The sequence below is a fragment of the Paraburkholderia sp. 31.1 genome (assembly GCF_014397645.1).
GTDB classification, from domain to species: Bacteria; Pseudomonadota; Gammaproteobacteria; order Burkholderiales; family Burkholderiaceae; genus Paraburkholderia; species Paraburkholderia tuberum.
Window position 1 is genome coordinate 44878 of the sequence record NZ_VZQN01000012.1, and the last position, 25847, is coordinate 70724.

General features: G+C 65.2%; 21 protein-coding genes. 16 read left to right on the forward strand and 5 right to left on the reverse strand.

The features are described from left to right. Window positions 1–19 precede the first annotated feature (19 nt). On the reverse strand, window positions 20–1102 hold the full coding sequence (locus F6X37_RS11305) for a GlxA family transcriptional regulator (protein WP_187611348.1): 1083 nt from the start codon (window positions 1100–1102) through the stop codon (window positions 20–22). 324 nt (window positions 1103–1426) lie between these two features. Here F6X37_RS11305 and F6X37_RS11310 point away from each other — a divergent pair, with 324 nt between their 5' ends. From F6X37_RS11310 to F6X37_RS11335, 6 genes are read left to right on the forward strand one after another with little or no spacing between them, the layout of a single operon-like run. Further along, complete coding sequence (locus tag F6X37_RS11310) at window positions 1427–2821, forward strand: L-serine ammonia-lyase (protein WP_187611349.1); 1395 nt, start codon at window positions 1427–1429, stop codon at window positions 2819–2821. Between the two features lie 39 nt (window positions 2822–2860). Further along, window positions 2861–4105 carry a sarcosine oxidase subunit beta family protein gene (locus tag F6X37_RS11315; protein ID WP_090810027.1) on the forward strand — a complete coding sequence of 415 codons (1245 nt, stop codon included), beginning with the start codon at window positions 2861–2863 and terminating at the stop codon, window positions 4103–4105. 17 nt (window positions 4106–4122) lie between these two features. Continuing rightward, on the forward strand, window positions 4123–4458 hold the full coding sequence (locus F6X37_RS11320; protein WP_018425086.1) for a sarcosine oxidase subunit delta: 336 nt from the start codon (window positions 4123–4125) through the stop codon (window positions 4456–4458). Further along, on the forward strand, window positions 4455–7457 hold the full coding sequence (locus tag F6X37_RS11325) for a sarcosine oxidase subunit alpha family protein (RefSeq protein WP_187611350.1): 3003 nt from the start codon (window positions 4455–4457) through the stop codon (window positions 7455–7457). The genes F6X37_RS11320 and F6X37_RS11325 overlap by 4 nt, the downstream gene beginning before the upstream one ends. Further along, entirely contained in the window at window positions 7447–8103 is a 657-nt protein-coding gene (locus F6X37_RS11330) for a sarcosine oxidase subunit gamma (RefSeq protein ID WP_187611351.1), read from the forward strand. The genes F6X37_RS11325 and F6X37_RS11330 overlap by 11 nt, the downstream gene beginning before the upstream one ends. 31 nt (window positions 8104–8134) lie before the next feature. Next, window positions 8135–8398, forward strand: a complete 264-nt coding sequence (locus tag F6X37_RS11335) for a hypothetical protein (RefSeq protein WP_018425089.1) — start codon at window positions 8135–8137, stop codon at window positions 8396–8398. A gap of 12 nt (window positions 8399–8410) precedes the next feature. On the opposite strand, the gene ampC is transcribed toward F6X37_RS11335, so the two are convergent. Both ampC and F6X37_RS11345 read right to left on the reverse strand, forming a co-directional pair. Further along, window positions 8411–9592, reverse strand: a complete 1182-nt coding sequence (ampC, locus tag F6X37_RS11340; protein WP_187611352.1) for a class C beta-lactamase — start codon at window positions 9590–9592, stop codon at window positions 8411–8413. A gap of 320 nt (window positions 9593–9912) precedes the next feature. Then, complete coding sequence (locus tag F6X37_RS11345; RefSeq protein ID WP_187611353.1) at window positions 9913–10908, reverse strand: GlxA family transcriptional regulator; 996 nt, start codon at window positions 10906–10908, stop codon at window positions 9913–9915. Window positions 10909–11325: 417 nt separating this feature from the next. On the opposite strand from F6X37_RS11345, the gene F6X37_RS11350 reads away from it, so the two are divergent. From F6X37_RS11350 to F6X37_RS11395, 10 genes are all read left to right on the forward strand, one after another. Beyond that, window positions 11326–12600, forward strand: a complete 1275-nt coding sequence (locus F6X37_RS11350) for a serine hydroxymethyltransferase (protein ID WP_187611354.1) — start codon at window positions 11326–11328, stop codon at window positions 12598–12600. 18 nt (window positions 12601–12618) lie between these two features. Beyond that, entirely contained in the window at window positions 12619–13590 is a 972-nt protein-coding gene (locus tag F6X37_RS11355) for a dipeptidase (protein ID WP_187611355.1), read from the forward strand. 45 nt (window positions 13591–13635) lie between these two features. Continuing rightward, complete coding sequence (locus tag F6X37_RS11360; RefSeq protein ID WP_187611356.1) at window positions 13636–14175, forward strand: DUF5943 domain-containing protein; 540 nt, start codon at window positions 13636–13638, stop codon at window positions 14173–14175. A 25-nt stretch (window positions 14176–14200) separates the two neighbouring features. Continuing rightward, window positions 14201–16264, forward strand: a complete 2064-nt coding sequence (locus F6X37_RS11365; RefSeq protein WP_187611357.1) for an NADH:flavin oxidoreductase — start codon at window positions 14201–14203, stop codon at window positions 16262–16264. A gap of 2 nt (window positions 16265–16266) precedes the next feature. Continuing rightward, window positions 16267–18192 (forward strand): (Fe-S)-binding protein, encoded by a 1926-nt coding sequence (locus tag F6X37_RS11370; RefSeq protein ID WP_187611358.1) that lies wholly within the window; start codon window positions 16267–16269, stop codon window positions 18190–18192. Window positions 18193–18199: 7 nt separating this feature from the next. Beyond that, window positions 18200–19384: an electron transfer flavoprotein subunit alpha/FixB family protein gene (locus F6X37_RS11375; RefSeq protein WP_187611431.1), complete on the forward strand. Its 1185-nt coding sequence runs from the start codon at window positions 18200–18202 to the stop codon at window positions 19382–19384. Beyond that, on the forward strand, window positions 19381–20145 hold the full coding sequence (locus tag F6X37_RS11380; RefSeq protein ID WP_187611359.1) for an electron transfer flavoprotein subunit beta/FixA family protein: 765 nt from the start codon (window positions 19381–19383) through the stop codon (window positions 20143–20145). Before F6X37_RS11375 ends, F6X37_RS11380 begins: the two co-directional genes overlap by 4 nt. A gap of 73 nt (window positions 20146–20218) precedes the next feature. Next, window positions 20219–21505 carry an aromatic ring-hydroxylating oxygenase subunit alpha gene (locus tag F6X37_RS11385; RefSeq protein ID WP_187611360.1) on the forward strand — a complete coding sequence of 429 codons (1287 nt, stop codon included), beginning with the start codon at window positions 20219–20221 and terminating at the stop codon, window positions 21503–21505. 34 nt (window positions 21506–21539) lie between these two features. Then, a complete protein-coding gene (locus F6X37_RS11390) occupies window positions 21540–22730 on the forward strand; it encodes a hybrid-cluster NAD(P)-dependent oxidoreductase (RefSeq protein ID WP_187611361.1) in 1191 nt (396 codons plus the stop codon). A 183-nt stretch (window positions 22731–22913) separates the two neighbouring features. Then, entirely contained in the window at window positions 22914–23771 is an 858-nt protein-coding gene (locus F6X37_RS11395; protein WP_090810004.1) for a glycine betaine ABC transporter substrate-binding protein, read from the forward strand. Window positions 23772–23829: 58 nt separating this feature from the next. On the opposite strand, the gene purU is transcribed toward F6X37_RS11395, so the two are convergent. Continuing rightward, complete coding sequence (purU, locus tag F6X37_RS11400) at window positions 23830–24705, reverse strand: formyltetrahydrofolate deformylase (protein WP_184046876.1); 876 nt, start codon at window positions 24703–24705, stop codon at window positions 23830–23832. A 136-nt stretch (window positions 24706–24841) separates the two neighbouring features. After that, the gene (locus tag F6X37_RS11405) at window positions 24842–25756 is read right to left on the reverse strand and encodes a LysR family transcriptional regulator (protein WP_187611362.1); all 915 of its coding nucleotides are present in this window, start codon (window positions 25754–25756) and stop codon (window positions 24842–24844) included. Between the last annotated feature and the right edge of the window lie 91 nt (window positions 25757–25847).

The window sequence follows — 25847 nt, forward strand, 5'->3', positions numbered from 1 at the left end:
CCTCGCGTGCCGCGCGGATTCAGATCGCCTGCGCGCGGCCCGGAAACGTTTCGTCGTAGCACGAGCCGTCGTCGGCTTGCTCCGCCGTGCCGCGCTGCTCGCGATACATCATCGGCGGCACGCCGAACTGTTTGCGAAATTCCCGTCCCAGGTGCGAGGCGTCCGAAAAGCCGCAGCTCGACGCGATATCGGCGACGGTTTTGTCTGAGCTCGTCAACAACCACGCGGCGGTGCGCAGGCGCACCTGCTTCGCGTAGGCTTGCGGCGCCTTGCCGGTCTGCGCCTTGAACAGCCGTTCGAGCTGACGCGGCGACAGATCGAGCTTGCCCGCCAGTTGGTCAAGCGGCAGCGCGCGGCCCACGTGCTGCTCCATCAGCAGGATCGCGCGCTTGACCTTCGGATGCGAGGCCGGCGCGAGACCGGGCGGATGCGGCTGCGGCGCGTTGCCTTTCTGCAGGTCGTCGACGAGCAGGATGCGCAGCGCCTTCTGCACCGTGGCGGTTTCGAAATGACGCAGCAGGATCGCGGCGGCGACGTCGATCGACGCGCGGCCGCCGGAACAGGTGATGCGCCGCCGGTCGATCACGAACAGCCGGTCGGCGACCAGCATCTGTTCGTCGACCGACGGAAAGCGCTCGATGAAATCCCAGTAGTGAAACCAGCTCACGCAGATCCGATGGCCGTCGAGCACGCCCGCGCGCATCAGCGAGAACACGCCGGTGCACATGCCGACCAGCGTCGCGTCGCGGGCGGCGGCGCGGCGGATGAACGCGAGCGTCGCCTCGCTCGCGGCCGGCCCCGAGTGCAGCAGTCCGCCGACCACCACCACGTAGTCGAACTTCCCGGCGGTCTCGAAGGTTTCCCACGGCGTGATCTGGATGCCGCAACTCGCCCGCACCGGGGCCAGGGTTTCCCCGATCACGCTCCACGAACAGCGCACCGGCTTGCTAAAGTCGCCTTCGTCGGCGGACAGGCGCAGCAGGTCGACGAAACCCGCGAATGCGGTCAGCGTGAAGTTCGGCAGCAGGATGATGCCGAAGCGGATGCGCTGCTTCGTGGCTGTGTCGAGTGAGGGAGGGGCAAGCGTTTCAGCGGAATTCATGCGCGCGGCGGGTCGGTGAAAAGAACGGCGAAAGAGGAACGAACGTTGACCGAAACGGTGAAGCGAGGATAGCACCACGGACCTTCAGCATTGCCGGCCGCAATCGGGCCGCCTGTCGCAAATGCGTCCCAAGTCATCGCAAATGCGCCGGAAGACCCGCCTGGCGGTTCACCTGACGACGCCATCCCATTGCGATGCCGTTTTTATTCTATCGATCCGGCCCGGCGTGCGGTGCAATAGACGCACATTCCGTCCGGGCGCATGAGTCGAGTCGAAGCGCTTCCGGCCATCGCAACACGCAAGACACAACGCACAAGGCACGCCATGAACGTCAGCGTCTTCGATCTGTTCAAGATCGGCATCGGTCCATCCAGCTCGCACACGGTCGGGCCGATGATCGCCGCATGCCGCTTCGCATCGCACATCGAGGACGCGAATCTGCTCGGCTTCGTGCGGCGCGTCAGAGCCGAGCTGTTCGGCTCGCTCGGCGCGACCGGCAAGGGCCACGGCACCGACAAGGCGGTGCTGCTCGGCCTCGAAGGCAATCTGCCCGACCGGCTCGATCCTGAGCTGATCGAGCCGCGGCTGCGCGCGATCCGCGAGACCCGACAGCTCGTGCTGCTCGGCAAGCATCCGGTCGCGTTCGACGAGCGCGAACATGTCGGCTTCTTGCGCAAGCTGATGCCGGGCGCGCCGGGCTCGGGCGTCGTGCATCCGAACGGCATGCGCTTCCAGGCCTTCGACGAGAACGGTCAACTGCTCGTCGAAAAAGAGTACTTCTCGATCGGCGGCGGCTTCGTCGTCAATCGCGACGGCGATCGCGTGAACGGCCGGCGCGCCAACGCGGAGGTGCCGTATCCGTTTCGCACCGGCGACGATCTGATGCGCGTGTGCCGCGAAAGCGGCCTGTCCATCGCCGAAGTGACGTTGCGCAACGAATGCGCGACCCGGCCCGAGCACGACGTGCGCGAGGGCCTGCTGGCGATCTGGCGCACGATGGCCGCATGCGTCGAGCGCGGTTGCAAGGCGCGCGGCGAGTTGCCCGGCCCGATGCACGTGAAGCGTCGCGCGGCCGAGCTGTGCGAGCGCTTGCGCGCACACTCGGAGGAATCGCTGCGCGACCCGCTGTCGATGCTCGACTGGGTCAACCTGTACGCGATGGCCGTCAACGAGGAGAACGCCGCGGGCGGCCGGGTCGTCACCGCGCCGACCAATGGCGCGGCCGGCGTGATCCCGGCAGTGCTGCACTACTACGTGAAATTCATGCATGCGGCGAACGACGCCGGCATCGTCGACTTCCTGCTGACCGCCGCGGCGATCGGCATCATCTACAAGGAAACGGCGTCGATCTCCGGCGCCGAGGTGGGCTGCCAGGGCGAAGTGGGCGTGGCCTGCTCGATGGCCGCCGCCGCGCTCGCGGCCGTGATGGGCGGCACGCCGACCCAGGTCGAGAACGCCGCCGAAATCGGCATGGAACACAACCTCGGCATGACCTGCGATCCGGTCGGCGGGTTGGTGCAGATTCCGTGCATCGAGCGCAACGCGATGGGCGCGATCAAGGCGATCAACGCGGCCCGCCTCGCGATGAAGGGCGACGGCAAGCACGTGGTGTCGCTCGACAGTGTGATCCGCACCATGCGCGAAACCGGCGCCGACATGAAGACGAAATACAAGGAGACGTCGCGCGGCGGACTGGCCGTGAACGTCATCGAGTGTTGAACCGCTACACCGCATCTGCAAAACCGCCAAGGAACGACGATGAGCCGCTATTCGATATTCAGCCTGCTACGCAACGGGATGTCGTATCACGAGAACTGGGAGCGGCAATGGCGCAGCCCCGAGCCTAAACGTGAATACGACGTCGTGATCGTCGGCGGCGGCGGGCACGGTCTCGCGACCGCGTACTACCTCGCGAAGGAGCATGGCGTGCGCAATGTCGCGGTGCTCGAGAAGGGCTGGATCGGCGGCGGCAACACCGCGCGCAATACGACGATCGTGCGGTCGAACTACCTGTGGGACGAATCCGCCGCGCTCTACGAGAAGGCGATGAAGCTGTGGGAAGGGCTCGCGCAGGATCTGAACTACAACGTGATGTTCAGCCAGCGCGGCGTGATGAATCTCGCGCATACGCTGCAGGACGTGCGCGACACCGAACGCCGCGTCAACGCGAACCGCCTGAACGGCGTCGACGCCGAATTTCTCACGCCCGCGCAGATCAAGGAACTCGAGCCGACCATCAATCTGAACAGCCGCTACCCCGTGCTCGGCGCATCGATCCAGCGGCGCGGCGGCGTGGCCCGGCATGATGCGGTGGCGTGGGGCTTCGCGCGCGGCGCCGATCAGGCCGGCGTCGATATCGTGCAGAACTGCCAGGTCGTCGGCATTCGCCGCGACGGCAGCCAGGTGACGGGCGTCGACACGACGAAGGGTTTCATCAAGGCGAAGAAGGTCGCGGTGGTCGCGGCCGGCAACACCTCGACGCTCGCCGACATGGCCGGCGTGCGGCTGCCGCTCGAAAGCCATCCGTTGCAGGCGCTGGTATCGGAGCCGATCAAGCCGGTCGTTAACACGGTCGTGATGTCGAATGCGGTCCACGCGTATATCAGCCAGTCCGACAAGGGCGATCTCGTGATCGGCGCGGGCGTCGATCAGTACACCGGGTTTGGGCAGCGCGGCAGCTTCCAGGTCATCGAGGGCACGCTCGAGGCGATCGTCGAAATGTTCCCGGTGTTTTCCCGCGTGCGGATGAACCGGCAGTGGGGCGGCATCGTCGACGTGTCGCCGGACGCGTGCCCGATCATCAGCAAGACCGATGTGAAGGGACTGTATTTCAACTGCGGCTGGGGGACGGGCGGCTTCAAGGCGACGCCCGGCTCGGGATGGGTCTATGCGCACACGATCGCGAAGGACGAACCCCATCCGTTGAACGCGCCGTTTTCGCTGGACCGGTTCTATACCGGTCATCTGATCGATGAGCATGGCGCTGCCGCCGTGGCCCACTAGTCGACAAGGAGACACAGATGCTGCTGATCGAATGCCCGTGGTGCGGTCCCCGCGCCGAAACCGAATTCTCGTGCGGCGGCGAGGCGGACATCGCCCGCCCGCTCGACACGGACAAGCTCACCGACAAGGAATGGGGCGACTACCTTTTCATGCGCAAGAACCCGCGCGGCGTGCATCGCGAGCAATGGTTCCACACGCAGGGCTGCCGCCGCTGGTTCAAGGCGCAGCGCGACACCGTCAGCTATGCGTTCCAGGGCTATCAGACGTTCGAGCGTCCGTTGCTGGCGCTGGACAGTACCGATACACAGGCAGCAAACGCACAGGTAAAGGCACAAGAGGGCAAAGCATCATGAGCCAGAAAGACCGACTCCCGACCGGCGGGCGCATCAATCGCGCGATCGCGCTGAGCTTCACGTTCAACGGCGTCGAGTATCAGGGTTATCAAGGCGATACGCTCGCGTCCGCATTGCTCGCGAACGGCATGCATTTCGTCGCGCGCAGCTGGAAATATCATCGGCCGCGCGGCATCGTGACCGCGGGCGTCGAGGAGCCGAACGCGGTCGTGCAGCTCGAGACCGGCGCCTACACGGTGCCGAACGCGCGCGCCACCGAGGTCGAGTTGTATCAGGGGCTCGTCGCGAGCAGCGTGAACGCGAAACCGAGCATCGAGAAGGACCGCATGGCGATCAACCAGAAGATCGCGCGCTTCATTCCGGCGGGCTTCTACTACAAGACCTTCATGTGGCCGCGCAAACTCTGGCCGAAGTACGAGGAAGCGATTCGCGACGCGGCCGGCCTCGGCACCGCGCCGCGACAGCGCGACGCGGACCGCTACGACAAGTGCTTCGCGCATTGCGACGTGCTGGTCGTCGGCGGCGGCCCGACCGGGCTCGCGGCCGCGCACGCGGCGGCCTTGTCCGGCGCGCGCGTGACGCTCGTCGACGATCAGCCCGAGCTGGGCGGCTCGCTGCTGTCCTGCGGCGCGGAGATCGACGGCAAGCCCGCGCTGCAGTGGGTGCGGAAAATCGAGGACGAATTGCGGCAGTTGCCCGATGTGAAGATCCTGAGCCGCAGCACCGCGTTCGGCTATCAGGACCACAATCTCGTCACGGTCACGCAGCGTCTGACCGATCATCTGCCCGTGTCGCAGCGCAAGGGCACGCGCGAACTGCTGTGGAAGATCCGCGCGAAACGCGTGATTCTCGCGACCGGCGCGCATGAACGGCCGATCGTGTTCGGCAACAACGATCTGCCTGGCGTGATGCTCGCGTCGGCGGTGTCGAGCTATTTGCATCGGTATGCGGTACTGCCGGGTCGCAATGCGATCGTGTTCACGAACAACGACGACGGCTATCAATGCGCGCTCGACCTGAAGGCGGCCGGCGCGCAGGTGAGCGTCATCGATCCGCGCGCGGGCGAATCGAAGGGCACGCTGCCCGCGCTTGCGCGCCGCCATGGCATCAAGGTGCTGAACGGCACGGTCGTCACGGCGGCGCATGGCAAGCTGCGCGTCGCGTCGGTGTCGCTCGCTTCGTATGCGAAAGGGCAAATCACCGCTCAGCAGGGCCAACTGCCGTGCGATCTGCTCGCGATGTCGGGTGGCTGGAGCCCAGTGCTGCATCTGTTCGCGCAGTCGGGCGGCAAGGCCCATTGGCATGACGACAAGGCCTGCTTCGTGCCGGGCAAGGCGGTCCAGCCTGAGACCAGCGTCGGCGCCTGCGCGGGCGACTTCACGCTCGGCCAGGGCATCCGCTTCGCGCTCGACGCCGGCGTCGAAGCGGCGCGCGCGGCCGGGCACATCGTCGCGCGGCCAAAGCCGGTGCAGGTCGCCGAACTGAGCGAAACGAAGCTGGAACCGCTGTGGCTCGTCGGCGGACGCGAGTTGGCCACGCGCGGGCCCAAGCAGTTCGTCGATTTCCAGAACGACGTCGCGGCGGCCGATATCTTCCTCGCGGCGCGCGAAGGCTTCGAATCCGTCGAACACGTGAAGCGCTACACCGCGATGGGCTTCGGCACCGACCAGGGCAAGCTCGGCAACATCAACGGCATGGCGATTCTCGCCCAGGCGCTCGGTAAGACCATTCCCGAGACCGGCACGACGACGTTCCGGCCGAACTACACGCCGGTCACGTTCGGCACTTTCGCCGGCCGGGAATTGGGCGAATTGCTCGATCCGGTGCGCAAGACGGCGGTACACGAATGGCACGTGGAACACGGCGCGGCGTTCGAGGACGTCGGCAACTGGAAGCGTCCGTGGTATTACCCGAAAGCGGGCGAGGATCTGCACGCGGCGGTTGCGCGCGAAGCGCTCGCGGTGCGCACAAGCGTCGGCATCCTCGATGCGTCGACGCTAGGCAAGATCGACATTCAGGGCCCCGATTCCGCGAAACTGTTGAACTGGGTGTACACGAATCCGTGGACCAAGCTCGAAGTCGGCAAGTGCCGCTACGGCCTGATGCTCGACGAAAACGGCATGATCTTCGACGACGGCGTGACCGTGCGCCTCGCCGAGCAGCACTACATGATGACGACCACCACCGGCGGCGCGGCGCGTGTGCTCACGTGGCTCGAACGCTGGCTGCAAACCGAATGGCCCGACCTGCGCGTGCGGCTCGCGTCGGTCACCGATCACTGGGCTACTTTTGCGGTAGTCGGCCCGATGAGCCGCAAGGTGCTGCAAAAGGTCTGCGACGACATCGACTTCGCGAACGCGGCGTTTCCGTTCATGACGTATCGTGAAGGCACCGTCGCGGGCGCGGCGGCGCGCGTGATGCGCATCAGCTTCTCGGGCGAACTCGCGTACGAGGTGAACGTGCCGGCCAACGTCGGACGCGCGGTGTGGGAAGCGTTGATGGCCGCGGGCGCGGAGTTCGACATCACGCCGTACGGCACCGAGACGATGCACGTGCTGCGCGCGGAGAAGGGCTACATCATCGTCGGCCAGGATACGGACGGCTCGATGACGCCGCACGACCTCGGCATGGGCGGGCTCGTCGCGAAGTCCAAGGACTTTCTCGGCAAGCGCTCGCTCGCCCGCTCGGACACCGCGAAGGCGGGACGTAAGCAACTGGTCGGGCTGCTCGCGGAGGATGCGTCGTTCGTGATACCCGAGGGCTCGCAGATCGTCGCCGGTCCGTTCCAGGGCGACACCGCGCCGATGCTCGGGCACGTCACGTCGAGCTATTACAGCCCGATTCTGCAACGCTCGATCGCGATGGCGGTCGTCAAGGGCGGTCTCGACAAGATCGGCACGACCGTCACGATTCCGCTCGCGAGCGGCAAACAGATCGCGGCGAAGATCGCGAGTCCGGTGTTCTACGACAGCGAAGGAGCACGTCAACATGTGGAATGAAACAGGCGGGACGGTGTCCATCGTGGACCGCACGCTCGGGCGGCAAAACGGCGCGTGGCAGGAGTCGCCGCTGGTCGGTGTGGATGGGCTGCTGAAACAGCATCAGGCCAACGCGACTGCCGCGTTCCGGCTCGGCGAGCGGCCATTTCTCGAACTCGTGAACGTGCGCGGCGATACGCGCGACTCGGCGTTCATTCGCGCGGTGGAACAGGTGATCGGCTGCAAGCCGCCGGAGAAGCCGAACACCGTCGCGCGCGGCAACGGCTACGACATGGTCTGGCTCGGCCCGGACGAATGGCTCGTGCGTTCGGAAACCGCGCACGATGCGACGCGCACGGCGCCGTTGCAGGCGAAGCTCGGCGCGGCGTTCGCGGGCGTGTTCGCATCGGCGGTCGATGTGGGCAGCGGCTATACGGTGCTCGAAATCACCGGCACGCGCACGCGCGACGTGCTCGCGCGCGGCTGTCCGCTCGATCTGCATCCCAGACTTTTCGGCCTGGGGCAGTGCGCGCAGAGCCACTATTTCAAGGCGTCGATCACGTTGCTGCCCACGGGCACCGACAGTTTCGACATCGTCGTGCGTCGCAGTTTCGCGGATTACTTCGTCAGGATCATGCTCGACGCCGCCGAGCCGTTGATGTGCTGAGCGACGCGCGCTTCGCTTTGCTGATTTCGCCATGACGTCGGCACGCGCGGCCACCTCGCTTCTCACGGCACGCGCGTGCGATGAGCGCGATGCCGGCGCCGCGCTCGCGCTGCTCGATCAAAGTATCGCGCTGCGTCATCGGCGCATTGCGCTGATCCGCTATCTGCTCGCGCGGGAGCTCGGTGCGCCGCTCGAAGCGCGGCATCATGCGTACGTCGAGAAAATCGCGGCCCGTCTGAGCGCGGATGCGCTCGCACGGATCGCCGGCGCAGCGCGTGCGCGGCTGCGCCCGTAAGTCCGCGCCGTATCAGGGCTTGCCGCCATCCAGCGCCGTGAGGATCTGATGCGCGGCGCTCACGCGCGCTTCGTTCGGGAAATTGCGGTTGGCGAGCATCACGATACCGATGCGCTTTTGCGGCACGAACGCGACATACGCGCCGAAGCCGTTGGTCGATCCGGTCTTGTTGATCCAGACGTTCTGCTGCGGCTGCAGCGGCGGTTTGATTGCGGTCGACGGCGTGCCGTTGAGGACCATCTCCGGCGAATTGCCGGCCAGCAAGGTCGGCAACGCGACCGGATACGGGTACTGCTCCCAGATCAGATCCTGGGTCAGCACGCCGGACTGGAAGTAGCCGGTATGCGTGTCCGTGATCGCGCGCTGCCACTGACTGTCGAGCGGAATCAGGTTCATGTTGGCCTGCACGTAACGCAGCATATCCGCGGCGGTCGACTTCACCCCGTACGCTTCGGCGGAAATCACGCCGCCCGTCAGGCGGATCGGCGCACCGTCTTTCGCATAGCCCTGCGCGTAGTCCGGCATTTTCGCCGCGGGCACGTCGATATAGGTGCTCTTCATACCGAGCGCCGGAAACACGCGTTGCTGCATCAGCACGGTGAAATCCTGTCCCATGGTCTTCGCGGTGATCAGGCCGAGCGTGCCGATGCCGGGATTCGAGTAGGTGCGGAACGTGCCGGGCGCATGAGCGGGCTCCCAGTCGTGGAAGTACCGCAGCAATTGCGCGTCGTTATGGATGTCGTCCGGCACCTGTAGCGGCAGACCGCCAGGCGTGTGCGTGCCGAGGTTCAGCAGGCTGACTTTGCCGAACGGGCGGCCGCGCAGCGTCGGCAGATAGCGTTCCGTGCCGTCCGACAACGACAGCTTGCCGTCGAGCTGCGCATACGACGCGAGCGTCGCCGTGAAGGTCTTGCTGACCGAGCCGAGTTCGAACAGCGTATCGCGTGTGACCGGCTTGCCGGTTTGCGTCGATGCGACGCCATAGTTGTAGACGTAGGGCTTGCCGTCGTCGATCACGCCGATCGCCATGCCGGCGATATGGTACTTCGCCATCAGCGGCTTGATCGCGGCATCGATGGTCGGTTGGAGTTGCGCGGCGGTGGGCTCGGCCGCGTGGCCGACGGGTGAGATCGCGCAGAGCGTGAACAGCGCGAACGTGCCGGTTGTTATCAGTTTGAGCGCTCGGGTCTTCATGGCAAACGGGTCCTCGGTCGGGGGAGTGCGAATCGGTGGATCGGCGATTCGGCTGAGGCAGCACTATCGGGCTTTTGCGAACCGCTGGCAAACGAGGATATGTTGCGCGGGGGTAAAGAAAAAGTTGTAGGCCGCTACGCTGGCGAAACGGTGCGCCGCGCAGCATGTGCGGCGTGCCGCTCACGAACATGGAGACGTCGACGGCGGCGCGCCGAAGAAGTTTGTGATCGACCCGCGCGGGTTGTTGAAGGCGGCTTGAGTTTGGTTGGCCGCTAAAGCGCTGCGTGGCCTGCCGGGCACGCGGCGCTTCTGTTCATTGATCAAGCCGCCATCACTGGCGCACCGGATAGCGAAGGCACCTGCTTGCGACGCTCGCGCGTCGGCGCGGTGCCGAACGCATCGCGATAGCTCTTCGAGAAGTGGCAGGCCGACTGGAAGCCGCAGGCCATCGTGATGTGCATGATCGACATGTCGGTCTGCAACAGCAGCTCGCGCGCGCGCCGCAGGCGCAGTGTCAGATAGTAGTGCGTCGGCGTCATCCCCAGATGTTCGCGGAACAGCCGTTGCAACTGCCGTTGCGACATGCCGGCGAGCCGCGCCAGTTCTTCGCGCGACAGCGGCTCCTCGATGTTGTTCTCCATCAGCGAGATCACTTCGAACAGCGATTTGTTGGCCGAGCCGAGCCGCGCGACGAGCGGCATCTTCTGCTGCGCGCTGGTGTCGCGCACGTGTTCGACGATGAACTGCTCGGCGATCTGCGTGACCCGAGCGGTGCCAACACGCGGCGCGATCAGGTTCAGCATCATGTCGAGCGGCGCGACGCCGCCGGTACAGGTCACGCGATCGCGATCGATCACGAACAGCTCTTTCAGAAAGCGCGTATCGGGAAACTCTTCCTTCAGCGCCGACATGTTTTCCCAATGAATCGCACACGCATAACCGGCCAGTAGGCCGCCGCGCGCGAGCGCATAGGTGCCCGTGCAAAGACTGCCCAGCACGCAGCCCATGCGCGCGAAACGGCGCAGCGCGGACAGATGCTCGGCGGTGGTGGAGCGCTGCACGTCGATGCCGCCAACCACGAACACGATGTCGGGTTGCCCGACGCATTCGACCGACCCCGTATCGACGGATAACCCGTTGCTCGCCATGACCGGCCCGCCGGCGGGACTCACGATCGACCAGCGGTAAAGCGTCTGGCCGGTCAGATAGTTCGCCATGCGTAGCACTTCGATCGCGTTCGAGAAGGCGATCATCGTGAAGTTGGGGACCGGCATGAATGCGAAATGCGACAACGATGCCGTGCGATCGGTGGACATGGGAACGGTGATTCCTGATGTAAATGTCGCGTCGCCGTGGGGAGGGCGACTATCTGAATTCTGAGTATCAGGGCAACTACCGTGCCATCAGGCTAAACCCTTGGATACTGCGCACAAAGCCTGGAATAGCCAAGCAATCGACTGATGAAAGCATCCGCGCGGCACCGGAACAGCGCGGCGACGCCCTTGCAGCGCACCCGATCGGCGCAGGAATACTGCGTTGTAGTGCAGCGCTGAGCGCGCGGATCGCGCCGACTTGTCGAAACAGGTTGCGCATGGCGGAAAAGGCAAAGAACGCGTCTGAATTCGTAAATAGACGCGCCGGGCGACCGTCAAGAATAGACCCAGGCAAAGCGGTAGCGCGATCCCGCCGGCAACCCGCAGCGGCCTTCCCGTCAACGATCTCACGGACCTTCCATGTCGAACCCGAATCCCTTCTTCGACGACTCGCTAGCGGTGCGCGACCCGGCCGTGCGCGGCGCCATTCTGAAAGAGCTCGAGCGTCAGCAGTCGCAAGTCGAGCTGATCGCTTCGGAAAACATCGTGTCGCGCGCGGTGCTCGACGCGCAGGGCTCGGTGCTGACCAACAAGTACGCGGAAGGGTATCCGGGCAAGCGTTACTACGGCGGTTGCGAATACGTCGACGCGATCGAGACGCTGGCGCTCGATCGTATCAAGCAGCTGTTCGACGCGAAGTTCGCCAACGTGCAGCCCCATTCCGGCGCGCAGGCGAACGGCGCGGTGATGCTCGCGCTCACCAGGCCGGGCGACACGGTGCTCGGCATGTCGCTCGACGCGGGCGGACATCTGACGCACGGCGCGAAACCCGCGATGTCGGGCAAGTGGTTCAACGCGGTGCAGTACGGCGTGCGGCGCGACACGATGCTGATCGACTACGAGCAGATCGAGGAACTGGCGCAACAGCACAAGCCGACGCTGCTGATCGCCGGCTTCTCCGCCTATCCGCGCGCGCTCGACTTCGCGCGGCTGCGCGCGATCGCCGATGGCGCCGGTGCGAAGCTGATGGTGGACATGGCGCATATCGCCGGCGTGATCGCGGCCGGCCGCCATGACAATCCGGTCCCGCATGCGCACGTGGTCACGTCGACCACCCACAAGACCTTGCGCGGTCCGCGCGGCGGATTCGTGCTGACCAACGACGAGGAGATCGCAAAGAAGATCAACTCTGCCGTGTTCCCCGGCTTGCAGGGCGGCCCGCTGATGCACGTGATCGCCGGCAAGGCGGTCGCATTCGGCGAGGCGCTGCAGCCGGACTTCAAAACCTATATCGACAGCGTGCTCGCGAACGCGCGGGCATTGGGCGAGGTGCTCACATCGGGCGGCGTCGATCTGGTGACGGGCGGCACCGACAACCATCTGCTGCTGGTCGATCTGCGGCCGAAGGGGCTCAAGGGCAATCAGGTCGAACAGGCGCTGGAGCGCGCGGGCATCACCTGCAACAAGAACGGCATTCCGTTCGATACGGAGAAGCCGACCATCACCTCCGGCATCCGCCTCGGCACACCGGCGGCCACGACACGCGGCTTCGGCGTCAGCGAGTTTCGCGAGGTCGGGCGTCTGATCGTCGAGGTGCTCGATGCGCTGCGCGTGTCGCCCGAAGGCAATGCCGCAACCGAACAACGCGTGCGCCGCGAGATTTTCGCGCTGTGCGAGCGCTTTCCCATTTACTGAGTACGCGTGGAGCAAACGATGAGTCAACTGCACGAGAACAGCATCATCATCGACGGGCTGAACATTTCGAAGTTCGAGCGCTCGGTGTTCGAGGACATGCGCAAGGGCGGCGTGACCGCGGTGAACTGCACGGTGTCGGTCTGGGAGAGTTTTCAGAAGACCGTCGACAACATCGCCGAAATGAAGCAGCAAATCCGCCAATACAGCGAGATCCTCACGCTGGTGCGCACCACCGACGACATCTTCCGCGCCAGGAAAGAGAACAGGACCGGCATCATCTTCGGCTTCCAGAACGCGCATGCGTTCGAGGACAACCTCGGCTATATCGAAGCGTTCAAGGATCTCGGCGTCAACGTGGTGCAGCTTTGCTACAACACGCAGAACCTGGTCGGCACCGGCTGCTACGAACGCGACGGCGGTCTGTCCGGCTACGGGCGCGAAGTGATTCAGGAGATGAACCGCGTCGGCATCATGGTCGATCTGTCGCATGTGGGCGGCAAGACGTCGTCGGAGGCGATCGCGGCGTCGAAGAAGCCGGTCTGCTATTCGCATTGCTGCCCGTCCGGGCTCAAGGAGCATCCGCGCAACAAGACCGACGAGCAGCTGAAGGAGATCGCGGACGCGGGCGGCTTCGTCGGCGTGACGATGTTCGCGCCGTTCCTGAAGCGCGGACCGGATGCGACCGTCGAGGACTATATCGAGGCGATCGAGTACGTGGTGAACCTGATCGGCGAGGACCAGGTGGGGATCGGCACGGATTTCACGCAGGGTTACAGCACCGAGTTTTTCGACTGGATCACGCACGACAAGGGCCGTTATCGCCAGTTGACGAACTTCGGCAAGGTCGTGAATCCCGAAGGCATTCGCACGATCGGCGAGTTTCCGAACCTGACCGCCGCGATGGAACGCGCCGGCTGGAGCGAGACGCGCATCCGCAAGATCATGGGCGAAAACTGGGTACGGGTGTTCGGCGAAGTCTGGAAGGTGTGAGCTTTAGCCCTTGTTTTCATAGCAAATACGAAACGGAGTCTCCACATGCAACCCCAACTGCCTATCGACGTCGATCCGGACACCGGCGTCTGGACCACCGACGCGCTGCCGATGCTGTACGTGCCGCGCCACTTCTTCACCAACAACCACGTCGCCGTCGAGGAAGCGCTCGGCCGAGATACGTACGCCGGGATTCTCTACAAGGCCGGTCACAAGTCCGCCTATTTCTGGTGCGAGAAGGAATCGAAGCAACATGGTCTTGCCGGCATGGCGGTATTCGAGCATTACCTGAACCGTCTGTCGCAGCGCGGCTGGGGCATCTTCAGGATCATCGAAGCCGATCCGGCCAGCTCGCATGCGCGGATCGAATTGCGGCACTCGTCGTTCGTGCTCGCGCAACCTGGCAAGACCGGCAAGCTTTGCTACATGTTCGCCGGCTGGTTCGCGGGCGCGATGGACTGGGTCAACGATACCGCGCCCGACGGCGCGCGCAAGGGCCCGCCGTCGCAGTCGAAAGAAGCGCGCTGCGCGGCGGAGGGACACGAGCACTGCGTGTTCGAAGTCTCGCCGCTCGCGTCAATCTAATCCGGGCATTCCGAGGTCGATCGCGATGCGTTACCCGAACCTTTTCAAGCCGCTCACGTTGAACCAGCTGACGCTGCGCAATCGCATCGTCAGTACCGCGCACGCGGAGGTCTATGCGGAGCCGGGTGGTCTGCCCGGCGACCGTTATATCCGCTACTACGAGGAAAAGGCGAAGGGCGGAGTCGGACTCGCCGTGTGCGGCGGTTCGAGCCCGGTGTCGATCGACAGCCCGCAAGGCTGGTGGAAGTCGGTGAATCTCGCCACCGACCGGATCGTCGATCCGCTCGCGCGGCTCGCCGAAGCGATGCACGCGCATGGCGCGAAAATCATGATTCAGGCCACCCACATGGGACGCCGCTCGGCGTTTCACGGCGAGCACTGGCCGCATCTGATGTCGCCGTCGGGAGTGCGCGAGCCGGTGCATCGCGGCAACGCGAAGATCATCGAGGTCGAAGAGATCCGCCGCATCATCGGCGACTTCGCGGCGGCCGCGAAGCGCGTGAAGGATGCGGGCATGGACGGCATCGAGATCTCGGCGGCGCATCAGCATCTGATCGATCAGTTCTGGAGCCCGCGCACCAACTTCCGTACCGACGAGTGGGGCGGCTCGCTCGAAAACCGCCTGCGTTTCGGCGTCGAAGTGTTGCAGGCGGTGCGCGCGGCGGTGGGTGCCGACTTCTGCGTCGGCCTGCGCATGTGCGGCGACGAATTCCACGAAGATGGGCTCGATCACGAGCAGCTGAAAGAGATTGCCCAGGCGATGAGCGAGACCGGCCTGATCGACTATCTCGGCGTGATCGGTTCCGGCGCGGACACGCACAATACGCTCGCCAACTGCATGCCGCCGATGGCGCTGCCGCCCGAGCCGTTCGTGCATCTCGCGGCCGGCATCAAGCAGATCGTCAAGGTGCCGGTGATGCACGCGCAAAGCATTCGCGACGCGGGCCAGGCCGAGCGCTTGCTCGCGAGCGGCGTGGTTGATCTGGTCGGCATGACGCGCGCGCAGATCGCCGATCCGCATATGGTCATCAAGATCCGCGATGGCCGCGAGGACGAAATCAGGCAGTGCGTCGGCGCGAACTACTGCATCGACCGTCAGTACAACGGGCTCGACGTGCTGTGCGTGCAGAACGCGGCGACCTCGCGCGAAGCGACGATGCCGCACGTGATCGCGAAGACGCGCGGGCCGAAGCGCAAGGTCGTGGTGGTCGGCGCGGGGCCGGCGGGGCTCGAAGCGGCGCGCGTCGCGAAGTCGCGTGGTCACGACGTGGTGCTGTTCGAACAGAACGATCACGTGGGCGGCCAGATCATGCTGGCGGCGAAAGCGCCGCAGCGCGAGCAGATGGCGGGCATCGTGCGCTGGTTCGACATGGAGACGAAGCGCCTCGGCGTGGACCGCCGCCTCGGTGTCGCCGCCGACGAGCGGACCATCATGGCCGAGAAGCCCGACATCGTCGTGCTCGCCACCGGCGGTTCGGCGTTCACGTCGCAGGTCGCGGCGTGGGGCGTCGACTCGGGGCTCGCGGTCAGTTCGTGGGACGTGCTGGCCGGCAAGGTCGAGCCGGGCAGGAACGTGCTCGTGTACGACGGCGTCAGCACGCATGCCGGCGCGGGCGTCGCCGATTTCATCGCGAGCCGCGGCGCCAACGTGGAGATCGTCACGCCCGACGTGAAGGTCGCCGACGACGTCGGCGGCACCACGTTCCCGATCTTCTATCGCCGTCTGTACGCGCAAGGCGTGATCCATACGCCCAATTACTGGCTCGACAGGGTGTACGAGGAGGACGGCAAGAAGATCGCCGTGATCCGCAACGAGTACACCGAGGAGCAGGAGGAGCGCGCGGTCGATCAGGTGGTGATCGAAAACGGCAGTACGCCGAACGATCAGCTTTACTGGAAACTGAAGCCTGAATCGGTCAATCGCGGCCAGGTCGACGTGCACAAACTGTTCGCGTCCGAACCGCAACCGTGTCTCGACGAGCAGCTCGGCGACGGCCGCTTCCTGCTGTTCCGGGTCGGCGACTGCATCTCGATGCACAACATTCACGGCGCGATCTACGACGCGCTGCGCCTTTGCAAGGATTTCTGACGATGAGCCCCGTGTTTGTCATCACCGTCCTGCTGTGGGTGTCGGTGGCCGGTCTCGCGTTCGCGCTGGCGCGCCGCGCCGCCTACTGGCGCGAGGGCCGTGCGACCGTCGCGGGCGCCTATGGCTGGGCCAATCTGCTCGCGATCCCGAAGCGTTACTTCGTCGACCTGCATCATGTGGTCGCGCGCGATCCGTATATCGCCCGCACGCACGTTGCCACGGCGGGCGGAGCGATCCTCGCGATGGCGCTCGTGTTCGTCAACTACGGTCTCGCGATCTACTCGCCGTGGCTGGACAAACTGATCTTTCTCGCCGCGCTGGCGATGCTGATCGGCACGGTGTTCGTGTGGCGCCGCCGGCATGGCGCGAAGACGGTGCCGGCGCGACTCTCGCGCGGCCCGTGGGATCAGTTGCCGTTGCTACTGGGCGCATTCGCGCTCGGTCTCGCGCTGTTCATCGCGCTTCCGGCGACGATGATGTCCGGCGCGCTCGCGGTGATCGTCGCGCTGTTGATCGCGACGGGCGCGTTCACGATGACGTTCGGCGCGGCGCGTGGCGGCCCGATGAAACATGCGTTGGCCGGATTGCTGCATCTCGCGTTTCATCCGCGCCAGGAGCGCTTTGCCGATTCCACCGCAGCGCGTCACGCTGGCGATGCCGTGCCGCCCACCGCGCTTAAAACCCCGCTGCTCGACGCGAAGGAATACGGCGTCGGCAAGCCGGTCGAATTCCGCTGGAACCAGTTGCTCAGCTTCGACGCCTGCGTGCAATGCGGCAAATGCGAAGCGGCGTGCCCCGCGTTCGCGGCCGGTCAGCCGCTCAATCCGAAGAAGCTGATTCAGGATCTGGTAACCGGCATGGTCGGCGGCACCGACGCGCAGTACGCAGGCAGCCCGACGCCCGGCATTCCGGTCGGCAAGCACGCGGGCGCGCCCGCCAAGCCGCTGATCTCGACGCTGATCGAAGCGGACACGCTGTGGTCCTGCACGACCTGCCGCGCCTGCGTGCAGGAGTGCCCGATGCTGATCGAGCACGTGGACGCGATCGTGGACATGCGCCGCAATCAGACGCTCGTCGAAGGCAGCGTGCCGGGCAAGGGGCCGGCGACGCTCGCGAATCTGCGCGAAACCGGCAGCCTCAACGGCTACGACATCGGCGCGCGCTACGACTGGGCCGTCGATCTGCAGGTGCAGCTCGCGCAGCCGGGCCGTCACGTGGACGTGCTGCTGATCGCCGGCGAAGGCGCGTTCGACATGCGCTATCAGCGCACGCTGCGCGCGCTCGTCAAGGTGCTGAACCGCGCGGGCGTCGATTACGCGGTGCTCGGCGGTGTCGAGACCGATACCGGCGACACCGCGCGGCGGCTCGGCGACGAAGCGACGTTCCAGCAACTGGCCCGTACGCTGATCGGGACGCTCGCGCAGTACTCGTTCGCGCGCATCGTTACCGCCGATCCGCATGTGCTGCATAGCCTGCGCAACGAGTATCGCGCGCTCGGCGGGTTCTATCAGGTCCAGCATCACACGGCGCTGATCGACGAACTGATCGCGAGCGGCAAGCTGTCGCCGCGCGCGGCCGCCGCCGTCGCGGCGCGCAACGTCACGTATCACGACCCGTGCTATCTGGGCCGCTACAACGGCGAGACGCAAGCGCCGCGCCGGGTGCTGGAGAGCATCGGCATCAAGGTGGTCGAGATGGAGCGTCACGGCCTGCGTGGACGCTGCTGCGGCGGTGGCGGCGGCGCACCGCTGACCGATATTCCCGGCAAACGGCGGATTCCCGACATCCGTATCGACGACGCGCGCGCGAGCGGCGCGGAGATCGTCGCGGTCGGCTGTCCGAATTGCACCGCGATGCTCGAAGGGGTGGTGGGGCCGCGACCGGAAGTGCTGGACGTGGCCGAACTGGTCGCCGCGGCGCTGGAGTAACGCGATGATGAATACGCTCAAACGAATCGATCCGCGCCGGCCGTTCACGGTGACGGCACAGGGACTCAGGCGCATCACGCTCGGCGTCGTTGGCATCGCGGAAGCCGACAGTGCCACACGGTCCGATGCGCGTCATGCCGGGCATCGCGAACAGCCGAAGCCGCGCCGCACGACGGCCGCCCCGCGCCATGTGCTGCTGGTCGCGGCGCACGCGGACCGCGGCGCGCTCGATGAACACGCGCGCCAGACGCTCGCCGCCGCCGCGCTGATCGCGGACACGCACAGCGAAGTCGTGCTGCTGGTGTTCGGCGAATTCACCGGCGATGCCGCCGCGCTCGGCGCCGACAAGCTGATCGAATTGCCGATGTTCGATCGCCGCACGTACGCGCCGAACGATGAACTGAATGCGCTGGCGGCCTGCGTCGCGGCCTATGCGCCAGCCCATGTCTTGCTGCCCGACAACGCGACCGGCGACGGCGACCTCGGCCGCCGCTATGCGGCGGTGGCCGAGGCAAGCGTCGCGACGCACGTCGTCGAGATCGCTGCCGGGCACGTGTGCAGCTATGTTCGCGCGAATACGGCGCTCGCCAGCCGCGCGCTGCCCGAGGTCGTGCTGCTCGAGCCGAATGCGGTCGATCCGAAGCTGCCGTTCGTCGGCGCGGGCGAGCGGGCCGCCTGGCGCTTCGACCGCGAAGCGAACAGCACAGTCGCGCAAGGAGCGATACACGATCTCGGCATCGACGAAATCGACGCGGCGCAGGTCGCGCTGGAAGAGGCGGATTTCATCGTGTCGGCGGGCAACGGCGTCAGCGACGTGCCCGCGTTCGAGCGACTCGCGACGACCCTCGGCGCGGCGATCGGTGCCAGCCGGGTTGCCGTCGACGACGGCAAGTTCACGCGCGACAAGCAGATCGGCGCGACCGGCAAGACCGTCGAGGCGAGCGTGTATATCGCGTTCGGCATCTCGGGGGCGGTGCAGCATCTACAAGGCATCAAGGATTGCCGCCATGTGATCGCGGTGAATCTCGACGCGAGCGCGCCGATCGCGAAGCGCGCCAATCTGACCGTGATCGCCGACGCGCAGGAAACCATCGCGGCGCTCGACGAGGCGGCGGCCGCGGCGCGCGGTGCCCGCGCCACCTCGGCCGCGCTGCTGCGGCCGGGCAAGCTTGCCGAAGGAGTGCTCGCATGAAGATCGCCGTGCTGGTTTCAGTCGGACGTCACCCGGTCAGCGGCGTCGCGCGCTACAGCCGCAACGATGCGGCGGCGTTGACGTTGGCGCTGTCGCTCGTCAGAACGCATGGCGCGACGCTCGACGTGCTGCACGCGGGCGATCCGTCGAACGCCGCGTTGAACGAGTATCTGGCGCTCGGCGCGCGTTCGGTCGAAGTGCTCGAGATGCCGCCCGACGCCGATCCTGCGCCGCAACTCGCCGGGCGTTTGCGTGGCTACGAGCTGGTGCTGACCGGCACGCGCGCCGAAGGCGGTTTCGATAGCGGCATGCTGCCGTATCGCGTCGCGCATGCGCTGGCGGTGCCGCTCGTCGGCGCCGCCGTCGATCTGGCGCTGCGCGACGGTCGAGCGCAGGTCCGGCAGTTCATGCCGAAGGGCCTGCGACGGCGCGTCGAAGTGCGGCTGCCGGCATTGGTTGTCGTGCATCCGCTCGCGAACGTCGCGACGTCGTACGCGTATGCACGAATGCGCGAAGGCACGATCGAGCGCGCCGACGCGCGGCACGGCACCACTCCCGAACAGTCCGCATGGACGATCGGCCCCGCCACAGCGAAACCGGTGCGCCTCGCCGCCGCCGAAAAGCGCTCGGGCCACGCGCGCATGCTGTCGGCGACGACGACCGAGAGCCGCGGCGGCAGCGTCGTAATTGAAGGGAGTTCCGTCGAAAAAGCACAAGTGATACTCGCGTATTTGCGCGAGCATCAACTGGTGGATTACTGAATTCCGGCTCGGGCCAGCATGCGACCAGGAGGGCCTGGCGCGGCGCCAGACGTGACACGCAACGGAGCACATAATGAAAGTTTCCGCAGACGTTCGCGCAATGATCGAACGCCGCAAGCAGAATTACACACTGGAAGCGCCGTTCTATACCAGCGAGCCCATCTTCGCGCTCGACATCGATGCGATTTTCCGTCGGCACTGGATTCAGGTCGCGGTCGAGCCCGACGTGCCCGAACCGGGCGACTATGTGACGGTCGAGATCGGCGACGATTCGATCCTGATCGTGCGCGACGACGACATGCGGGTGCGTGCGTTTCATAACGTATGCCGCCACCGCGGCGCGCGTCTGTGCAATACCGGCAAGGGCTCGCTCGGCAATATCGTCTGTCCGTATCACAGCTGGACGTATAGCCTCAATGGCGACCTGATGTTCGCCGAGCACATGGGGGAGCAGTTCGAGCGCTGCAAACATAGTCTGAAAGCGGTGCATGTCGAGAATCTGGCCGGACTGATTTTCATCTGCCTCGCCGAGCAGCCGCCCGCCGATTTCGCCGTGATGCGCGCCGCGATGGAACCGTATCTGTTGCCGCACGATCTGGCCGGCTGCAAGATCGCCGCGTCGATCGACATCATCGAGGAGGGAAACTGGAAGCTGACGATGGAAAACAATCGCGAGTGCTATCACTGCGTGGCGAACCATCCGGAGCTGACCATCTCGCTGTACGAATACGGTTTCGGTTATCAGCGCACGCCGGCGAACGAGGAGGGCATGGCCGCGTTCGAGACGACGGTCGCGCGCCGCACCGCGCAGTGGGAGGCGATGCAGTTGCCATCGGCGGAAATAGAGCGGCTCGCCGACCTGGTCACCGGGTTTCGTACGCAACGTCTGCCGCTCGATCGCGACGGCGAATCGCAGACGCTCGACGCGAAGGTCGCCTCGAAGAAGCTGCTCGGCGGTTTGAAGCATGCGGATCTCGGCGGCCTGTCGTTCTGGACCCAGCCGAATTCGTGGCATCACTTCATGAGCGACCACATCGTCAGTTTCTCGGCGATTCCGCTGTCGGCCGGCAAGACGCTGGTGCGCACCAAATGGCTCGTGCACAAGGACGCGCGCGAAGGCATCGATTACGACCTCGACAATCTGACCGCCGTGTGGCGCGCGACCAACGACCAGGATCGCGCGCTCGTCGAATATTCGCAGCGCGGCGCGACGAGCAGCGCGTATGAGCCGGGTCCTTATTCGCCGTTCACCGAAGGACTCGTCGAAAAGTTCTGCGAGTGGTATATCGGCCGTCTCGCGGATTACGACGGGAACTCGCGGGCGGTGCACGACGAGAAAGTCGTGTCGTTCGTGCGCTGAGCGCAAGACCGCAATGAGGAGCGGGGGGACAACCATGATGCGCGATCAGGCCATGTTTCAACCGGACATCGAGCAGACTTCGCAGAATCCAGCTGACGCGCCGAGCCGCGTCACGCAGCCGCGCTTCTGGGACGCGCTGCCGGCGCGCTGGAACAGCGACGCCGACGACACGCTGGAGTGCTGCCAGGTCCGCAGCGAAACGCACGACGTGAAGAGTTTCTTCTTCCGCGCGCCATCCGGTCGGGCGTTCGTGTTCGAGCCGGGGCAATTCATCACGCTGGAGTTGGAGATTGACGGCGAGCGCGTCAATCGCTGCTATACGATCTCCTCTGCGCCCACCCGGCCGCATACGATTTCGATCACCGTCAAGCGTGTGCCGGGCGGCCCGGTGTCCAACTGGCTGCACGACCATCTGCATGCGGGTATGCAGGTACGCGTGCTGGGCCCAGCCGGCGAATTCACCTGCGCGCGGCATCCGGCGCGCAAGTTGCTGTTTTTGTCGGCGGGCTCGGGCATCACGCCGCTGATGTCGATGAGCCGCGCGCATCATGAACTCGGCGAGGACAACGATATCGTCTTCGTGCACAGCGCGCGTACGCCGGACGACATCATTTTCGCGCGCGAGCTCGATCTGATCGCCGCCATTCAGGCGCATTTCCGCACCGCGTTCGTCTGCGAACGCGTGGGCGCGCGCACCAATTGGCCCGGCATCACCGGCTTTCTGACGCTGCCGCTGCTGAAACTGATTGCGCCGGATTTTCTGGAGCGCGAGATTTTCACGTGCGGCCCCGCGCCGTATATGCAGGCGGTGCGCAATCTGCTCGATGAAGGCGGCTTCGATCGCCAGCACTATCACGAGGAAAGCTTCTCGTTCGAGACCGTCAGCGAAGTGGCCGCGCAATTGGCCGAAGCGCATGTCGCGCACACGCTGAGCGATGCGTGCGCGCCGGCCGAAACCGCCACGCGTTTCAAGGTGAGCTTTACGCGCAGTCATCGCGAGATCGAGTGCGGCGGCGGCCAGCATGTGCTCGATGCGGCGAAGCAGGCGGGCGTGCGGCTGCCGGCGTCGTGCACGCAAGGCATGTGCGGCACCTGCAAGGTGAAGCTCGTGTCCGGCGAAGTGGCGATGAAGCACGCGGGCGGTATCCGTCAGCGCGAGATCGATCAGGGCATGGTGCTGCTGTGCTGTAGCAAGCCGCTGACCGATCTCGTCGTCGACAAGTAATACGACTGATAACACCGCAAGAACACGGCAAACACTGGGCGGATTTGCGTGGATGTCGCATGCGGACAACTGCATGTCGAAAAACAACGCTACCCGGCAATTCTGGTTGGCGATTCTAAATACGCGATGTGCGGTTCGATGGCAAACGCGTCAATGGGCAAATGGATCAACGGGAGAACGTCGATGAGACTGATCGGAAAGGTAGTGGTGGCAAGCGCGTTGGGGGTGATGCTGGCGGCGGTCAGTGCGGGCGTGTCGGCCGATTCGAAACCGACCATCAAGATCGGTTACGTGGAGGGCTGGGACGATAGCGTGGCGACCTCGAACGTGGCTGCCGAGGTGATCGAAAAACGCCTCGGCTATCAGGTGCAACTGGTGCCGGTGGCGGCCGGCGTGATGTGGCAGGGCGTGGCGCGCGGCGATCTCGACGCGACGCTGTCCGCGTGGCTGCCGGTCACGCACGGCGCCTACTGGAACAACTTCAAGGACAAGGTGGTCGACCTCGGGCCGAACTTCAACGACGCGAAGATCGGTCTGATCGTGCCGGACAACGCGGACGTGAAGAGCGTCGGCGATCTGCAGGCGAAGAAGGCCGAGTTCGGCGCGCGCATCGTCGGCATCGACGCCGGCGCGGGTGTGATGCAGAAAACCAGCGAGGCGATCAAGGCCTATGGGCTCGACTATCAACTGATGCCGAGTTCCGGAAGCGCGATGACCGCCGAACTGGCGCGCTCGGAGGCGGCCAGCAAGCCGATCATCGTGACCGGATGGAAGCCGCACTGGATGTTCGCCAAGTACAAGCTGAAATTCCTCGACGATCCGAAGAAGGTATTCGGTGAAGCCGAGCACGTGGACAGTGTGGTGAATCCCGAGCTCGAGAAAAAAGCGCCGACAGTGGTCGCGTTCCTGAAGAAGTTCCAATGGAAGCCGGGCGAGATCGACACGGTGATGCTGGCCACGCAGAATGGCGAAAAGCCGGCTGCAGCGGCCGACGCGTGGGTCAGCGCGCATGCGGACCGGGTGGATAGCTGGGTGAAGTAACTCGGCCAGGCGTCGGCGCAGCACACGAAAACGCCGCTTTTCAGCGGCGTTTTTCTGTTTACCGCAGCACGACGGTGCGCTCGCCGTTGATGAACACACGCCGCTCGACGAACGCCTTGACCGCGCGCGCGAGCGTAATGCATTCGACGTCGCGTCCGGTCGTCAGCAGCCGTTCGGGGCTGTACGAGTGATCGACCGGTTCGACTCCCTGCTCGATGATCGGACCTTCGTCGAGATCGTCGGTGACGAAATGCGCGGTGGCGCCGATTACCTTGACGCCGCGCGCATGGGCCTGATGATACGGTCTCGCTCCCTTGAAACCGGGTAGGAACGAATGGTGGATATTGATCGCGCGCCCGGCGAGCGCCCGGCTCGTTTCGGCGGACAGGATCTGCATGTAGCGCGCGAGAATCAGCAGTTCCGCGCCGGACGTATCGAACAGCTCGAGCAGGCCGGCTTCCTGTTGTGGCTTCGTGTCGGCTGTAATCGGCAGATGATGGAACGGCAGGCCGTGCGCTCGCGCGAGCGGTTCGAGATCGCGATGATTGGAGCCGATGCCGACGATGTCCATCTTCAGTTCGCCCATGCGCCAGCGAAACAGCAGGTCGGCGAGACAGTGTTCGAGCCTGGAAACCATGATCAGGACTTTCGGCCGGCTCGACAGATCGTGGATCGCCCACGTCATCCGGAAGCGTTCGGCGATCGGCGCGAATTCCTGCTTCAGCGTGGCGATCTGCAGCGCATCGTCGCGATCGACGTGGTGAAACACGCAGCGCACGAAAAAGCGCTCGCTCAGTTCGTCGTCGAATACGGTGAGTTCGTCGACATAGCAACGATGCCGTTCGAGAAAGCCAGCGACGGCGGCAACCTGGCCCGCCGCGCTCGGACACGCGACGGTGAGAACCCCTTGAGCAGGACGGGAAATGGCGGACATAAGCTCTCCACATTGACGATCAGGCGAGGCCGCGGGGTGCGGCGCGCATCGTCGCAGTAGAGCAAATCGGGCGATAACGCGGATAGAAGCTAACCGCCGTTGCGCTGGAATGGGAGCGCCAGGAGGATCTGCCGTGCTAATCCGCAGGCTCCGCCGCGAGCCTTCGCTTCAGCGTATCGATCAACGCGCGCACCTTCGCCGGCGGGTGACTCGTCGGCGGGAATACGGCCTGAATGCTCGCCGGTGCGCTCGCCCATTCTGGCAGCAGCCGGATCAGCCGTCCCGCCGCGACGTCGTTCGCGATCGAAAAATCCGTCAACAGACCGATGCCGCCGCCCGCGAGCGTCGCCGCGCGGCAGGCATCGGCCGTGTTGACGCGCAACGCGGACGCGCAGCGCACGCTCGCGATCTTGCCGTCGACGTGCCGCAAATCGAGCGTCAACGGATGCGGCAGTACCGACAACGCGCAATAGGGCAGCGTCTCCAGTGCGGCCGGCGTGCCCGGCATGCCCCACGTCCGCAGGAACTCCGGACTCGCGACGAGCCATTTGACGAAGCTGCCGAGCTTCACCGCGCGATAGTTGGAATCCGCGAGGCGACCAAGCCGGATCGCTACATCGATGCCATCGGCGATCAGATCGACGTAGCGGTCGCTGCTCAGCAGCTCGACGTCGAGCTGCGCATGCGTGCGGCGCAGTTCGACCAGCGCGGGCGCGACGACGAGCGTGCCGTAGTCGTTCGGCGCACTGACGCGCAGCGTGCCGCGCACCGGTGAAGTTTCCCCGCCGAGCGCGTTCAGCGCGTCCTCGGTGGCGCGCAGAATCTTCACGCTCGCCTCGTAGAACGTGCGGCCCGCCTCGGTGACGCCGAGCCGCCGGGTGGTGCGCACCAGCAGGCTCGCGCCGACTTCCGCCTCGAGCCTCTGCATGTGCGTGCTGACCATCGTCTTCGCGAGCCCGAGCCGCGTCGCGGCGGCGCTCAGCGAGCCCGCGTCGATGACCGCGACGAAGATCGCGAGGCGGTTCAGGTTCACGTTACGCACATCGGCCATGATCGATTGTCCATTCTCGCTTGACTGTGTTTCCCGGATTATCGGGCTTCCGCGCGACAGTGCCTACGCCTTATGCTGGGCGTGTCATTCA